Here is a 14929-nt window from a genome sequence, read left to right as displayed (position 1 = left end):
AACACATGTTCGAGTCCCCGTCAGCGTAGCTCCCGGCCGATGGATTCCTCAACCCGCCCCACCACGTGGGCGCGAGTCGTGGTCTGATGGATACGTGAGTGCGCTCGAACACCCCGGAATCCGCAAGGTCGCGGAAGCCCTGCCGTCAGCCACCGCCGAACGCATCGTCGTGCTGCCGGACGCCGTGCGGACCGCGGCGGCCGCCGCGGAAGCGGTGGGCGTGCAGGTCGGCGCGATCGCGAACAGTCTGCTGTTCGCCGCGGTGCGTGACGGAGTCGCCGCCCCGCTGCTGGTCCTGACCTCGGGCGCGCATCGCGCGGACACGTCGATGGTGGCCGAACTCGTGGGCGCGGAAGCGGTGAAGCGCGCCGACCCGGAGTTCGTCCGCGAGTACACGGGCCAGGTGATCGGCGGGGTGTCGCCGGTCGGGCACCCGGCGCCGATCGAGACCATCGTGGACAGGGCCTTGTCCGGCTACGAGGAGATCTGGGCGGCCGCGGGTCATCCGCACGCCGTCTACCCCACGACCTTCGCGGACCTGGTGGCGCTGACGGGCGGACGCGTGGCGGTGGTGACGGCATGACGGCCTCGCCGCGCCTGGAGCGCATCGTCGAGATGACGGCCTCGGAGCTGAACGTGCGGCTGGGCGAAGCGCTCGCGCTGTACGTGACGGCCATGAACTACCCGCCCGGCACCGTCGAACAGCGCGCCCCGATGTGGCTCGCGCACATGATGCGCGAGGACTGGCGCTGCGTCGTCGCGCTGGGGGAGCAGGACGAGCTCGTCGGCATCGGTTACGGCTACCGCGGCGCGACCGGCCAGTGGTGGCACGAGCAGGTGCGGCGCGGGCTGATGCAGGTCTCGCCGCCCACCGTCGTCGAGGACTGGCTCACCGACTACTTCGAGCTGACCGAACTGCACGTGCTGCCGCGCGCCCAGGGTCGTGGCCTCGGCGAGGAGTTGTTGCGCCGCCTGATGGAGGGCGTGTCTTCCTCCCGCGTGCTGCTGTCCACGCCCGAAGGTCCGAGCAAGGCGTGGAAGCTCTACCGCCGCGTCGGCTTCGTGGACGTGTTGCGGCACTACCAGTTCACCGGCGACCCGCGGCCGTTCGCGGTCCTCGGCCGCACCCTGCCTGTGAACTGACTCGCCTGGAACCACCCAAGCCCCCGAGTCGCACCGCGGCTCGGGGGCTTGTTGTTGCGATCACCAGGTCCGCGCCCTACGCTCACTGATATGCAATATATTGGATATGGGTCACTGAAGGAGCGGGCGGCGGCCGAGATCCGGTCGGCGATCGTGCGCGGCGACCTGGAGCCGGGCACGCCCATCAAGGACGTCGAACTGGCGGAGAAGCTCGGCCTGTCCCGCACCCCGGTGCGCGAGGCACTCGCCACTCTGACCGACGAGGGCCTGGTCGAGACCAAGCCGCACGCGTACACCCGTGTCACCGCGCTGGAAGCGGAACCCGTGCGCGACGCCCTCGTCGTCGTCCAGTCCATGCACGCCCTCGCCATCGGCATCGCGGTGCCGAAGATGCCGGCCGAGGACATCGCCGCGATGCGCGCCGCGAACAAGGCCTTCAAGAAGGCGCTCGACGCCAACGACGCCGTCGCCGCGCTGGCCGCCGACGACGAGTTCCACGCGGTGGCCGTCCACCGCTGCGACAACTTCGCGATCGCCGCGACCATCGACCGCTTCACCCCGCTGGTGCGCCGGGCCGAGCACAGCCGGTTCTCCTCGCCGGACGCCCGCCACTCCGTCACCCAGCACCAGCAGATCATCGAGGCGTGCGAGAAGGGCGACCCCGCGCTGGCCGCCACCCTGGTCGACGAGAACTGGAACACCCTGGAGGACGAACTGTGAACAGATTCCCGCTCCTCTTCGGCCCCTCGCCGGTCCACCGTCTGGACCGCCTCACCGCGCACCTCGGCGGCGCCGCGGTCTGGGCCAAGCGCGAGGACTGCAACTCCGGCCTCGCCTACGGCGGCAACAAGACCCGCAAGCTCGAGTACCTCGTCGCCGACGCGCTTGCCACCGGCTGCGACACCCTCGTGTCGATCGGCGGCATCCAGTCCAACCACACCCGCCAGGTCGCGGCCGCTGCGGCCAGGGCAGGCCTGAAAGCCGTGCTGGTGCAGGAGAGCTGGGTCGACTGGGCCGACGTCGGCAGCGACCGGGTCGGCAACATCCTGCTCAGCCGCATGATGGGAGCCGACGTCCGGCTGGTGAGCGCCGAGTTCGGCATCGGTGTCAAACCCGCCTGGGAACAGGCGATCGAAGAGGTCCGCGCGAACGGCGGCAAGCCTTACCCGATCCCGGCCGGCGCCTCCGACCACCCACTGGGCGGCATGGGCTTCGCGAACTGGGCCGACGAGGTCCGCCAGCAGGAAGCCCAGCTCGGCATCTATTTCGACACCATCGTCGTCTGTTCGGTCACCGGCAGCACCCAGGCGGGCATGGTCGCCGGTTTCGCGAACGACCCGAACCGCCGCGTGCTGGGCATCGACGCGTCCGCCAAACCCGCCGAGACCCTCGCCCAGATCACCCGCATCGCGCACAACACCGCCAAGCTCCGCGAGGTCACGGTGTCCGAAGAGGACGTCCTCCTCGACGACCGCTTCCACGCCGGCACCTACGGCATCGCCGACGAGTCCACCGTGGACGCCATGCGCCTGGGCGCGAGCCTCGAAGGCATGATCACCGACCCGGTCTACGAGGGAAAGTCCCTGGCAGGACTCATCCACCTCGTGTCGTCGGGCGAGATCGGCCGCGACAGCACGGTCCTCTACGCCCACCTGGGCGGGCAGCCGGCACTCAACGCCTACAGCTCCCTGTTCCCCGCGTAAGTCACGCGCGCAGGCGCAGACCCTTCGGGGTGGCGCGGAAACCGGCTTCCTGCAGGACCGTCGCCAGGTGCGAGGTCAGCGCGACCTCGCCGTCGGCTCGCTGGACCGCCAGCTGGCCCAGCCAGCCGTCGCGGACGGCCCGGCTCAGGGCGTTCGCGGCGGTGCGCAGGGTCGGCTCGTCGTCGGTGAACGACAGCAGCGATTTACCTCCTCTCTCCACGTAGAGCGCCGGGGTGCCGTCGACCAGCACCGCCAGCGCGCCGGCCTTGCGGGCCGGCCGGTGTTTGCCCTCACCCAACGGATCCGGCCACGCCAGCGCGGCTCCGTAGGGCTGGGCTGGATCGGCCGCGGCGAGCACCACCGCGGCCTGGTCGGTCTGGGACGGCTGACCAGGAGGACGGGACAACGCCCGCAGGCGATCCACCGCGCCACGCGCCGCGAACTGGGCCGCGCCCAGCCCCTCGACGACATAACCGCGGATGACCTGACCCGACTCCTCCATGGCCCGCAACACCTTGTAGACGCCGCTGAACCCACCCGTCACGCGCTCGGTGTCCAGCGCGCCCCTGGTCAGCACGCCGTGGCGTTCCAGGAAGGCCTCGGCTCGGGCGTGCGCCCGGCGGGTCGGGTCCTCCGCCGGCGCGACCGCCAGGGACCAGCGACCGGCGGCGGTCGGCGGTCCCGTGCGCGAAGGCATGTCGGGACGAGCGGCGCGCAGCCGCGCGTAGCGGCCTCGCGGGGCCGTGCGGCGAGGCTTGTGCGCCGCCCCGCCACCGGACACCAGCGCGCGCAGCGGCGCCAGCGTGTCGTTGGTGATCAGCCCCGCCCACACCAGATCCCACAGCGTGCCGACGACTTCGGCGTCCGTGCACGTCACGGTGAGCGAGGCCCGGTCGACCACCTGGCGGAAGAACAACGCCCCGCCGGACAACGCCTCCAGCACCGCCGTGTGCAGCGGTGACTCCGGAATGGACTCCGGCACGAGGTCGGGCAGCAGCAGATCGGCCACGTCGGTCGGCGCGAGCGCGATCCAGCCGTCGCCACCGGCCAACGCGCCACACCCCGTCCACGTCACCTCGCCGGACGCCGTCAGCTCGTCCAGCAACGCCGGGTAGTAGCCGGGCAACCGGGACGGGAACAGCAGCGATTCCAGGGCACTCGCCGGAAGTGGCGCCCCGGCGAGCTGTTCCACCACCGAGAACACGTCGTCGACCGTCGGCGCCGACCGCAACCGGCGCCCCAGGCCGTGCCACTGCGGGAGGAACCGGCCCAGCGCGGCAGGTTCGACCGGCTCCACCTCGGACCGCAGCAGAGCCAGCGACGCACGACGCAGACGCCGCAACACGTCCGCGTCGCAGTACTCGGTGTGCGTGCCACCAGGCCGGAGCTCACCGCGCACCAGCCGGCCCGTGGCCGCCATGCGTTCCAGCACACCCGTCACCACGGCCACGCCCAGGCCGAAGCGGGCAGCGGGTTCGGAGGCGGGGAACGGTCCGTGCGTGCGGGCATAGCGGCTCAGCAGATCGCCCAGTGGGTCCGCCACCGGTTCGGTGAACGCCTCCGGCACGCCGACCGGGAGAGCGACACCGAGCGCGTCACGGACCTTGCCCGCGTCCTCGATCGAGATGCTGCGTTCCTCGCCGGCGATCCGGACCCGGATCACCCGGCGTTCGGACACCAGTTCGTCGAGCCACGCGCGGGGCACACCGCGTTCGAGCGCCTCCGCGTCGGAGAGATCTCCCAGGAACCGCAACAGGTCCGCGGTGTCCTCGGCGTGCCGCGGCCGGCGGTCCTCTGAGAGGCGCTGCAGGCTGCGTTCGACCTCGGCCACGACCTCCGGGTCGAGCAGTTCGCGGATCGCCTCCGAGCCGAGCAGTTCCGCGAGCAGTGTCGAGTCGAGCGACAACGCCGCCGCACGCCGTTCCGCCAGCGGAGCGTCCAGCTCGTAGAGGAACATGCCGACATAGCCGAAGAGCAGGCTGCGGGCGAACGGCGACGGTGACTGCGTCTCCACCTCGACCACGCGCACCTTGCGCGCGCGGACGTCCGACATCAGCTCCCGCAGGCCCGGCACGTCGTACACGTCCTGCAGGCACTCGCGCATCGCCTCCAGGACCACCGGGAAGCTCTCGTACTTCGAGGCGACCGACAGCAGCTGCGCCGACCGTTGCCGCTGCTGCCACAACGGGGTGCGGCGGCGTGGATCACGGCGGGGCAGCAGCAGGGACCGCGCGGCGCACTCGCGGAACCGGGCCGCGAACAACGCGGAGCCGCCCACCTCCGCGACCACGATCTGCTCGACCTCGTCGGGGTCGAGCAGCACGTCCTCCGCGCTCGCCGTCACCTCCACACCCTCGTAGTCCAGGGCGTCCGGCAGCCGCAGCACGATGCCGTCGTCGGAGTGCGCGGCCTGCACCTCGACCCCGCGCTTCTCCCGCAGGCGCGCCGCGATCGCGAGCGCCCACGGAGCGTTGACCTGGGCGCCGAACGGGGAGTGCACGACGAGCCGCCAGTCGCCCAGCTCGTCGCGGAACCGTTCCACCAGAACGATCCTGTCGTTCGGGACGTGCCGAGTGGACTCCCGCTGCTCGCCCAGGTACGCGAGCAGGTTGTCCGTCGCCCACTCGTCCAGACCGGCGGACCTGGCCCGTTCACGCGCCGCCGAATCCTCCATCGTGGACACTTCGCGCAGGAACTTGCCCATCGCCCGGCCGAGTTCCAGCGGGCGGCCGGGAGCGTCGCCCTTCCAGAACGGCATCCGCGCGGGCTGCCCCGGCGCGGGCACCACGATCACCCGGTCGTGCGTGATGTCCTGGACCCGCCACGACGACGTGCCCAGCAGGAACGTGTCGCCGACCCGCGACTCGTAGACCATCTCCTCGTCGAGCTCGCCGACACGCGAACCGGCGCCGTTCTCCGAGGCCGGGGTCATGACGGTGTACATCCCCCGGTCGGGGATCGTGCCGCCGGAGGTGACCGCCAGCCGTTGCGAGCCAGGCCGGCCGCGCAGCTCGGAGTTCACCCGGTCCCAGGTGATCCGGGGCCGCAGCTCGCCGAACTCCTCGGACGGATACCGGCCCGACAGCATGTCGAGCACCGCGTTCAGCGCCGAGTCTGGCAGCCCGGCGAACGGCGCCGCCCGCCGCACCAGCGCCGTCAGCTCCTCGACCGTCCACGTCTCCATCGCCACCATCGCGACGATGTGCTGCGCCAGCACGTCGAGCGGGTTGCGCGGGAACTTCACGGCCTCGATCGCGCCGTCCCGCATCCGTTCCGCCACCACCGCGCACGACACCAGGTCGCCGCGGAACTTCGGGAACATCACGCCCCGCGACACCGCGCCGACCTGGTGACCGGCCCGGCCGACGCGCTGCAGCCCGGACGCCACCGACGGCGGTGCCTCCACCTGCACCACCAGGTCGACCGCGCCCATGTCGATGCCCAGTTCGAGCGACGACGTCGCCACGACGCACGGCAGCCGCCCGGTCTTCAAGTCTTCTTCCACGGCCGTGCGCTGCTCTCGCGACATCGAGCCGTGGTGCGCGCGAGCGACGGACGCGGTCTTCTGCACCGTCATGCCCGACTGGCCGATGGCCTCGGCCGGGAACGACTCCAGCTCGGTCGCCTCTTCGGCGAGCTCGTTGAGGCGCGCGGTCAGCCGTTCCGCGAGCCGCCGCGAGTTCGCGAAGACGATCGTCGACCGGTGCGCCCGCACCAGCTCCAGGATCCGTGCCTCGACCGACGGCCAGATGGAGGTGCGTTGCTCGGCTCCCGCGGCCGACCCCGACACCTCACCCGTCGGCTGGCCGAGCACGGACATGTCCTCGACCGGCACCTCCACCTCGACCTGGATGACCTTGGGCGTCTTCGGCTGCACGATCGACACAGGCCGCCCGCCGGCGAGGAACGTGCTGATCTCCTCGACCGGCCGCACCGTCGCCGACAACCCGATCCGCTGCGCGGGCCGTTCGAGCAGCGCGTCGAGCCGTTCCAGCGACAACGCCAGGTGCCCGCCGCGTTTGGTGCCCGCCACCGCGTGCACCTCGTCGACGATCACCGTCTCCACGCCGCGCAACGACTCGCGCGCCGACGACGTGAGCAGCAGGAACAACGACTCCGGCGTCGTCACCAGCACGTCGGGGGGAGTGCGCCCGAACGCCCGCCGCTCCTCGGGAGACGTGTCACCCGTCCTCATGCCCACCGTGATCGACGGTTCCGTCACCCCCAGCCGCTGAGCGGCCTGCCGGATGCCGGTCAGCGGAGCGCGCAGGTTTCGCTCGACGTCCACCGCCAGCGCTTTCAACGGCGACACGTACAGCACCCGGCAGCGCCGTTTCGGCTCCGCCGGCGTCGGGGAGGCGGCCAGCCGGTCCAGTGCCCACAGGAACGCGGCCAGCGTCTTGCCCGAGCCCGTCGGAGCGATGACCAGCGCGTGTTCGCCCGCCGCCGCGGCCGCCCACGCACCTGTCTGCGCCTGGGTGGGCGCGGCGAAGGCCCCGGCGAACCACTGCCTGGTCGCCGGTGAGAATGCCTCCATCACGTCCATGGCGACCATCATGACGCCGGGGTCCGACAATTTCCGATCGCGCAGGTCCGAGCACCCGGCGAAGCCCTCTGTGGCACGATCACCGCAGTACGTCTGCGAGGGGAGCACGGTGCGCGTCCTGTCCGTCGACCTGGGCACCGCCAACACGGTTGCGGTGCTGTCCGACCACGGCGTGGTGGATGTGGACGGTGGGCCGACGATGCCCTCGTCCGTCTACCTCGACGAGGACGGCTCCCTGCGCGTCGGCAGGGAAGCGGAGCGGCGGTCGCGCCAGGACCCGTCGCGCTACGAGGCGAACCCCAAGCGCCACATCGACAAGGCGACGCTCAAGCTCGGCGAGCAGAACCTGCCGGTCAACGACGCGCTCGCGGCCATCTACGCCCGCGTGCTGGAGGCCGTCACGGCGCTGCTGAAAGGCGAGCACCTCGACGAGATCCGCCTGACGCACCCGGCGGAGTGGGGCCCGAGCAGGCGCAACAAGCTGCTGTCCTCGGCCAGGCTCGCGGGCATGACCGGCGAGCTCGTGCCGGTTCCCGAGGCCACCGCGGTCGCCTCGCTCAGCGGTGGCCGTCCGCTCGCGGTCTACGACTTCGGCGCCGACACGTTCGACGTCTCCGTGCTCGACGCCCAGCACCGCATCCTCGCCGACGGCAGCCTCAGCGACGTCGGCGGTCTCGACGTCGACCAGGCGCTGCTGGAGCACATCGGCCGCACGGTCTCCCACAAGGACCCGGCCGGCTGGCAGCGGCTGATGCGCCCGGTCACGGTGGACGACCACCGCGCCCGCCTCGGCCTTCGCGAGGAACTGCGTCTCGCGAAGGAGGACCTCTCCGAGCTGCCTCAGGTCGAGGTGCTGATGCCGGAGCCGTTCGAGAAGGTCGTCATCACGCGCGCCGAGCTGGAGGCGCTGGTCCGGTCGAGCCTGATCCGCACCACCGAGCTGCTCATCTCCACGGTGCACCGGGCCGGGGTCACGCCCGAGCACGTCTACCTCGTCGGCGGGTCCTGCCGGATGCCGCTGGTCGCGCAGATCATCGCGGAGAAGGTCGGCATCGTCCCGACCAACCCCGACCACCCGGAGACGATCGTCGCGACCGGCGCGCAGGTCGTGGACCGGGCGTCGATCACGCTCAGGGCCGAGGACGAGAAGCCGAAGTACGTCGAGCCGCCCACGGTCGTGACCGCGCCGGTCAGCCCCGCCGTGAGCGGGCCGCACCCGGTGAACCCGAACGTCAGCGGACCGAACCCGGTGGTCAGCGGCTCCTATCCGAGCGGTTCGTACCCGAGTGGTTCGTACCCCAGCGGCGCGTACTCGGCGAGCGGCGCCTACCCGGTCACCGGCCCGTACGCGGTGAACCCGAACGTCAGCGGCAGCTACCCGGCGAACTTCCCGCAGCAGGCGGCGAAGAAGGACAACAAGAAGGTCCTCATCGGCGCCGGCGCGGCGATCCTCGTGGTGGCGGGCGTCATCGGCGCGGCCTTCGCGCTGTCCGGCCCGAACCTGCCCAGCGCCGACGAGTGCAAGGACGACACCGCGCAGGACGGCCAGGGCTTCACGAAGTGCCTGCGCCAGCTCGCGGGCACCGTGCCGGACGGCGGCGGCTGCGAGAAGGCCGACTCCGCGCAGATCACCGGCATGGAGGAGATCAAGGGCACGGTCGTGAGCTGCACGATCCGCGACGGCTACGCGGTCCAGTACATCCTCACCGACAGCGTCACCGGCGCCGAGAACAACGCCGCCTCCATCTCGAAGTCGTTCCAGACCGACCACGTCGAGGCCGACTGGACCGGCAACGGCCTGGAGGGCGACTACCGCGCGGCCACGTCGAGCGGCACCGGCGTGCTGGTGTTCACCGCCAAGGGCCGTCCGATGTTCGGCATCCTCACCAAGACCGCCGAGGAGAACGCGGACGAGCTCAAGGCCGACGAAATGGCCGATTTCTTCGAGAAGTCCGTGCAACCGGGGGAGTAACCGCCCCTGATGGACCTGTCGGCGAGAGGTCCCGCCGTGTCACGATCGTGATCATGGTGACCGTCGCGCCGCAGGTCGAACGCGTGCAGCGCAAGGTCGTCCGGGTCCTGACCGGCACCCAGATCCTGGGGTCGGCGGCGGTGACGATCGGCCTCGCGTTCAGCACGCTGATCGCCGCTTCGCTGTCAGGGTCCGAGGCCGTCGGCGGGCTCGCGCAGACCGCGGCGGTCGCCGGTGCCGCGATGCTCGCCCTGCCAGGAGCCCGGCTCGCGCAACGCGGCGGACGTCGTCCCGCGCTCATCCTCGGCTACGGCATGGGCGCCCTCGGCGCCTTGATCGCCGCCGTCGCCGTGGGTTTCGGTCTGTGGCAAGTGCTGCTGGTGGGCCTCCTCCTGTTCGGAGGGGCGTCCAGTGCGAACTACGCGGCTCGTTATGCCGCAACGGACCTGGCGCATCCACAACGCCGTGCGCGCGAACTCTCTCGCGTGGTGTGGGCGGCCATGATCGGCGCGATCATCGGCCCGAACCTCGCCGATCCCGCGGGGAGGGCGGCCGCGTACCTCGGCCTGCCCGCGGGGGTGGGGCCGTTCCTGCTGGCGGCCGTCGTGCTCGTCGCCGCCGTGCTGGTGATCCAGTTCGGGCTGCGGCCGGACCCGCTGGTCGTCGTGAAGAGCACTCGACCGGTTGAATCTCCGGACTGCTGCGCGGGAGGTGCCAGCGGCGAGAGTCCCCGCGGCCTCAAGGTCTGGGCGACGCTCGGCCCGATGGCACGACTTGCACTCGTTGGTGTGACGTTGTGCCACACCGCGATGGTCGGGCTGATGTCGATGACGCCAGTGCACATGAACCACGCCGGGTCGTCGTTGCGCGTGGTCGGCATCGTGATCAGCCTGCACGTCGCCGCGATGTACGCCGCGAGCCCGCTCTTCGGGTGGATGGCGGACCGGCTGGGCCGCGTGCCGGTGCTCGCGATCGGCGCGTCGCTGGTGGTCGCGGCGTCCGGGGTCGCGGGCATGGCGCCCTCGCACGACGCCCCGCAGCTCGCAGCGGGACTGGCGCTGCTCGGGTTCGGCTGGTCGGCGGGGATGGTGGCGGGATCCGCGTTGCTGACCGAGTCCGTGCGGGTCGACGACCGGCCCGCCGCGCAGGGACTGTCCGATCTGGTGATGAACGTCGGCGCCGCCGTCGGGGGAGCGGTGTCCGGCATCGTCGTGACGGCGTGGTCGTACGCGGCGCTCGGGCTGATCGTCGGGTTCACCGCGCTGCCACTGCTCGTCATGTGCCTCTTCGCATCGCTGCGCAGGCCCGTTCGTTAGGGTCTCCCGGTGCGCATCACCATGTTCCGCAAACTCATGGCGGGGGAGTTCGGCCAGGTCAGGGCCGAGATGATCGCCCGCGACCACGTGCTGTCGTCGCTCGGGGGCCGTACCGCCGACGAGGCGCTGGAGGCCGGAACCGGGGGCAAGGAAGTCTGGATCGCGGTCTGCGAAGCGTTCGATGTTCCGGAAAATCGCCGCTGAACCGGGCGTCGGGAGTGTCGCGTGTGCTCGAACACGTGTTCGGCTACAGTGGCCCCGACCCCCGGCTTCGCAGAATTGTCAGACCCCGCCAGTAGCGTCAGGTCCAACATGACGAAGCAACGGCAGACGACAAAAGGTGGACCCAAGATGGCACCCGCAGCACCCGATCGGGACAAAGCGCTCGAGCTGGCCCTGGCGCAGATCGACAAGCAGTTCGGCAAGGGCTCCGTGATGCGGCTCGGCGAAGAGGGCCGTGCCCCGATCGCCGTGATCCCGACCGGCGCGATCGCCCTGGACGTGGCGCTCGGCATCGGTGGCCTGCCGCGCGGCCGGGTCGTCGAGATCTACGGTCCGGAGTCGTCGGGTAAGACGACCGTGGCGCTGCACGCCGTGGCGAACGCGCAGAAGGCCGGCGGCATCGCGGCGTTCATCGACGCGGAGCACGCCCTCGACCCCGAGTACGCGAAGAAGCTGGGCGTCGACACCGACGCGCTGCTGGTGTCGCAGCCCGACACCGGTGAGCAGGCGCTCGAGATCGCGGACATGCTGGTCCGCTCCGGCGCGCTCGACATCCTGGTCATCGACTCGGTCGCCGCCCTCGTGCCGCGCGCCGAGATCGAGGGCGAGATGGGCGACAACCACGTCGGTCTGCAGGCCCGCCTGATGAGCCAGGCGCTGCGCAAGATCACGGGTGCGCTCAGCAACTCCAACACGACCGCGATCTTCATCAACCAGCTGCGCGAGAAGATCGGCGTGATGTTCGGCTCCCCGGAGACCACGACCGGTGGTAAGGCGCTGAAGTTCTACGCCTCCGTGCGTCTGGACGTGCGCCGCATCGAGACCCTGAAGGACGGCGGCGAGCCCGTCGGCAACCGCACCAGGGTCAAGGTCGTGAAGAACAAGGTCGCGCCGCCGTTCAAGCAGGCCGAGTTCGACATCCTCTACGGCAAGGGCATCAGCCGCGAGGGCTCGCTCATCGACATGGGTGTCGACCAGGGCATCCTGCGCAAGTCCGGCGCCTGGTACACCTACGAGGGCGACCAGCTGGGTCAGGGCAAGGAGAACGCCCGCAAGTTCCTGCTGGACAACCCGGACATCGCCAACGAGGTCGAGAAGCGCATCAAGGACAAGCTCGGCATCGGCGCCACCCTCGACGCCGACGAGACGGTTCCCGTCGCGCCGGTCGAGTTCTGAGGTCGTGAGGGTTGGACGAGGCTGAGGAGCAGCGCAAGGCGCGGGACATCTGCTACGCGCTGCTCACCGCTCGGGCCCGCTCCCGGCAGGAGCTGTACGACGCCCTGCTGCGCAAGGAGATCAGCCCCGGTGTCGCCGAGGTCGTCCTCGGCAAGTTCGACCGCGCCGGTCTGATCGACGACGCGCAGTTCGCCGAGATGTGGGTGCGTTCCCGGCACACGTACAACGGTCTGGGCCGCCGTGCCCTGGCCATGGAACTGCGCCGCAAGGGCGTGGCGGACGAGGTGGTGGCCGAGGCCGTCGCCGCGGTCGACAGCGAGGCCGAGGAAGAGCGTGCCCGCGAACTGGTCCGCAAACGCCTGCGCACCATGTCCGGCGTGGACGAGACGGCGAAGATCCGCCGGCTCGTGGGTGCGTTGGCGCGCAAGGGTTATGCGGAAGGCCTCGCCTATCGGGTGGTGCGCGACGAGTTGCGCACCGCGGGGGCAGAAGCCTCGGCACTGGACGAGCCCTGGTCTTAGGCCAGGGCGGGTCCCGCCCACGTGTTCGTTGGCGTGCCGTAACCGATCACGCCATTGCGGTGGTTCGCTCCGAGTAGCCTGAAAAGCGTGAGCACTACTCCCGACGCGTCGTCCGCCGTGACCCCCACGGTCTCCGATCTGCTCTGCTTCGACCTCTACACGACATCGCGAGCGGTCACCGGCTTCTACCGGCCGATCCTCGACAAGGCGGGCATCACCTACCCGCAGTTCCTGGTGATGCTGCTGCTGTGGGAACGGGACTCGAGGCCGATCCGGGAGCTCGTGCACGAACTCGACCTGGAGTACAGCACGCTCTCGCCGTTGATCAAGCGGCTGGAGAAGAGCGGTCTGCTGGTGCGCGTCACGCACCCCGACGACGAGCGCTCGGTGCTCGTGCAGCTCACGGACAAGGGCCGTGACCTGCGGTGGATCGGTGCCGAGATGTTCACTCAGCTCGGTCAGGCGCTCGGCATGACGCTGGAGGAGATCACCGTCCTCCGCAAGGCGCTGAACCGGGTCAAGCGCGGCACCGAGCGCCAGTGAGCTGAAACACATCGCGTGCGAGGTAACTCGTCGGGTAACTTACATCGTGCACGACCTAATCGAGCGCGATGCACCACCGTCACGGTGCCCGACGAGAGTGAGAGACCAATGCGAGTTCGCAAGGTGTTCGCGGTTCTGGGGACGCTGCTGGCGCTGGCCGCCGTTGTTCCGTCCGGCGCCGGTGCTGCGGAGGAGACCGAGAAGCAGGGCGCCAAGAAGCCGACCGTCGTGCTGGTGCACGGTGCGTTCGCCGACGCCTCCAGCTGGAACGGTGTCGTGGAGCGCCTGCAGCGCAAGGGATTCCCGGTCGTCGCGGTCGCGAACCCGCTGAGGTCCGTCACCGGCGACGCCGACTACCTGCGCAAGGTGCTCGCCTCGATCGACGGCCCGATCGTCCTCGTCGGACACTCCTACGGCGGCATGGTCGGGTCGCAGGCCGCGCTCGGCAACCCGAACGTGAAGTCGCTCGTCTACGTTGCTGCGTTCGCGCCGGAGAAGGGCGAGAGCGCTCTCGAACTGTCGAACAAGTTCCCGGGCAGCACCCTCGGCGACACGTTGTCGGCCATCGACATCGGTGACGGCAGCAAGGACCTGACGATCCAGCAGGACAAGTACTGGCAGCAGTTCGCGGCCGACGTGTCCCGCAAGGACGCGACGCTGGCGGCGGCGACACAGCGGCCGATCAACGACACAGCGCTGACCGAGAAGGCCGGCGAGCCCGCGTGGCACACCATCCCGTCGTACTTCGTGGTGGCGGGCAAGGACAAGAACATCCCGATCGCCGCGCAGAAGTGGATGGCCGAGCGCGCCCACGCCCGTGCGGTCGTCGAGGTCCGGGGTGCCTCGCACTCGGTGGCGGTGTCGCAGCCGGACACCGTGGCCGACCTGATCGTGCGCGCCGCGCGGTAGTTCTGAAGGCGAAAGACGGGGAATCCGGGACGCGGGCAGGGGCGTCCCGGATTCCCCGCGTTCTCAGGGCTTCGCGAGCGCGCAGCCGGGTAGCGCCAGGTTCAGCGTCGTGCCGGGGCCGAAGCAGGAGACGAAGCCGAAGGTCTGCTGGCCGTAGTTGATGCCCTTGCGGACGGTGATCCTGCCGCCGGCGTCGACCTCGCACGGGTTGTTCATCGTGCAGCGGCCGCCGCTCTCGTTGCCGGTGTTGTTGACGCCGACGACCTTGCCGCTCGCGTCGTCGATGATCGGCGAGCCCGACGTGCCGCCGATGGTGTCGCACGAGGGCGTGTAGCGCAGCGAGTCGCGCCACGTCCAGCTTGCTTCCTTGACCTGGTGGACGAAACCGTCGATCTGGCAGGAGTAGATCTTCTTCCAGTACCCGGAGACGATCCGGATCTCCGTCCTGGCGGCGGGGCGCGAAGCAGACAGTTCGAGCGCGCGGCCACTGTGCTGCTGCTGGATCTGCTGGTACGTCGCGTCGAGCCGGTAGAGCGCGGCATCGGTGCCGGTCATCGTCGCGTAGACGATCTTGGAGCTCTTCAGCTTCCCGATCTCCGCGCCGGAGCCGCCGAGCAGCGTGAAGGTGCGGTCCACCGGCTTGTCGACGAACACCTGGCCCGGCTTCATGAGCTCGACGCAGTGGCCGTTCGTGAGGACGAGCGCCTGGTCCGAGGGAACCGAGGAAGGCAGGCGGACGAGCGAGCCGGAGCAGTTGCTGAGTTTCACCGCGCCGGTGAAGTCGACAGCGGCCTGTGCCGGCGCCGTCGTCACGCCGAGGACGGCGATCGCTGCGAGCAGGGTTCCGGCGAGTCGTCGTGCCATGTACGGATCGTAGT

Annotated in this window: 13 protein-coding genes; 11 read left to right on the top strand and 2 right to left on the bottom strand. The window is 70.3% G+C overall.

Annotation, left to right across the window (positions count from 1 at the left end):
• The first annotated feature begins 94 nt into the window (after window positions 1-94).
• From OG205_RS22015 to OG205_RS22000, 4 genes are all read left to right on the top strand, one after another.
• Window positions 95-583 carry a YbaK/EbsC family protein gene (locus tag OG205_RS22015; RefSeq protein WP_330270008.1) on the top strand — a complete coding sequence of 163 codons (489 nt, stop codon included), beginning with the start codon at window positions 95-97 and terminating at the stop codon, window positions 581-583.
• Complete coding sequence (locus tag OG205_RS22010; protein WP_330270007.1) at window positions 580-1143, top strand: GNAT family N-acetyltransferase; 564 nt, start codon at window positions 580-582, stop codon at window positions 1141-1143. Before OG205_RS22015 ends, OG205_RS22010 begins: the two co-directional genes overlap by 4 nt.
• 90 nt (window positions 1144-1233) lie before the next feature.
• Window positions 1234-1863, top strand: coding sequence for a GntR family transcriptional regulator (locus OG205_RS22005; RefSeq protein WP_330270006.1), 630 nt, complete (start codon window positions 1234-1236; stop codon window positions 1861-1863).
• Complete coding sequence (locus tag OG205_RS22000; protein WP_330270005.1) at window positions 1860-2846, top strand: 1-aminocyclopropane-1-carboxylate deaminase; 987 nt, start codon at window positions 1860-1862, stop codon at window positions 2844-2846. Before OG205_RS22005 ends, OG205_RS22000 begins: the two co-directional genes overlap by 4 nt.
• Window position 2847: 1 nt before the next feature.
• Here the strand turns inward: OG205_RS22000 and OG205_RS21995 are convergent, their stop codons facing one another.
• The gene (locus OG205_RS21995; protein ID WP_442916831.1) at window positions 2848-7392 is read right to left on the bottom strand and encodes an ATP-dependent helicase; all 4545 of its coding nucleotides are present in this window, start codon (window positions 7390-7392) and stop codon (window positions 2848-2850) included.
• Between the two features lie 109 nt (window positions 7393-7501).
• Here OG205_RS21995 and OG205_RS21990 point away from each other — a divergent pair, with 109 nt between their 5' ends.
• The 7 genes from OG205_RS21990 to OG205_RS21960 all read left to right on the top strand — a co-directional run bounded on the left by OG205_RS21990 (window position 7502) and on the right by OG205_RS21960 (window position 14051).
• Entirely contained in the window at window positions 7502-9364 is a 1863-nt protein-coding gene (locus tag OG205_RS21990) for an Hsp70 family protein (protein ID WP_330270004.1), read from the top strand.
• A gap of 53 nt (window positions 9365-9417) precedes the next feature.
• Window positions 9418-10680: an MFS transporter gene (locus OG205_RS21985; protein ID WP_330270003.1), complete on the top strand. Its 1263-nt coding sequence runs from the start codon at window positions 9418-9420 to the stop codon at window positions 10678-10680.
• Between the two features lie 9 nt (window positions 10681-10689).
• On the top strand, window positions 10690-10884 hold the full coding sequence (locus OG205_RS21980) for a DUF3046 domain-containing protein (protein ID WP_177320610.1): 195 nt from the start codon (window positions 10690-10692) through the stop codon (window positions 10882-10884).
• A 147-nt stretch (window positions 10885-11031) separates the two neighbouring features.
• The gene (gene recA, locus OG205_RS21975) at window positions 11032-12078 is read left to right on the top strand and encodes a recombinase RecA (RefSeq protein ID WP_090073224.1); all 1047 of its coding nucleotides are present in this window, start codon (window positions 11032-11034) and stop codon (window positions 12076-12078) included.
• Between the two features lie 11 nt (window positions 12079-12089).
• Window positions 12090-12599, top strand: coding sequence for a regulatory protein RecX (locus tag OG205_RS21970; RefSeq protein WP_319978339.1), 510 nt, complete (start codon window positions 12090-12092; stop codon window positions 12597-12599).
• An 87-nt stretch (window positions 12600-12686) separates the two neighbouring features.
• Entirely contained in the window at window positions 12687-13142 is a 456-nt protein-coding gene (locus OG205_RS21965) for a MarR family winged helix-turn-helix transcriptional regulator (protein ID WP_330270002.1), read from the top strand.
• Between the two features lie 108 nt (window positions 13143-13250).
• Window positions 13251-14051, top strand: a complete 801-nt coding sequence (locus OG205_RS21960; protein ID WP_330270001.1) for an alpha/beta fold hydrolase — start codon at window positions 13251-13253, stop codon at window positions 14049-14051.
• 63 nt (window positions 14052-14114) lie between these two features.
• Here OG205_RS21960 and OG205_RS21955 read toward each other — a convergent pair whose 3' ends face one another.
• A complete protein-coding gene (locus OG205_RS21955; protein WP_330270000.1) occupies window positions 14115-14915 on the bottom strand; it encodes a S1 family peptidase in 801 nt (266 codons plus the stop codon).
• Window positions 14916-14929 lie beyond the last annotated feature (14 nt).

The organism is Lentzea sp. NBC_00516, assembly GCF_036346835.1.
In the GTDB taxonomy this organism is placed as follows: domain Bacteria; phylum Actinomycetota; class Actinomycetes; order Mycobacteriales; family Pseudonocardiaceae; genus Lentzea; species Lentzea sokolovensis.
Note: the sequence above shows the minus strand (reverse complement) of the source record. Positions and strands in the feature narration are given on the sequence as shown.

Coding starts and splice junctions, on each gene's coding strand:
- OG205_RS22010 (WP_330270007.1), top strand. CDS start 580: ATGACGGCCTCGCCGCGCCTGGAGCGCATCGTCGAGATGACGGCCTCG.
- OG205_RS22005 (WP_330270006.1), top strand. CDS start 1,234: ATGCAATATATTGGATATGGGTCACTGAAGGAGCGGGCGGCGGCCGAG.
- recA (WP_090073224.1), top strand. CDS start 11,032: ATGGCACCCGCAGCACCCGATCGGGACAAAGCGCTCGAGCTGGCCCTG.
- OG205_RS21995 (WP_442916831.1), bottom strand. CDS start 7,392: ATGGACGTGATGGAGGCATTCTCACCGGCGACCAGGCAGTGGTTCGCC.
- OG205_RS21985 (WP_330270003.1), top strand. CDS start 9,418: ATGGTGACCGTCGCGCCGCAGGTCGAACGCGTGCAGCGCAAGGTCGTC.
- OG205_RS21955 (WP_330270000.1), bottom strand. CDS start 14,915: ATGGCACGACGACTCGCCGGAACCCTGCTCGCAGCGATCGCCGTCCTC.
- OG205_RS21960 (WP_330270001.1), top strand. CDS start 13,251: ATGCGAGTTCGCAAGGTGTTCGCGGTTCTGGGGACGCTGCTGGCGCTG.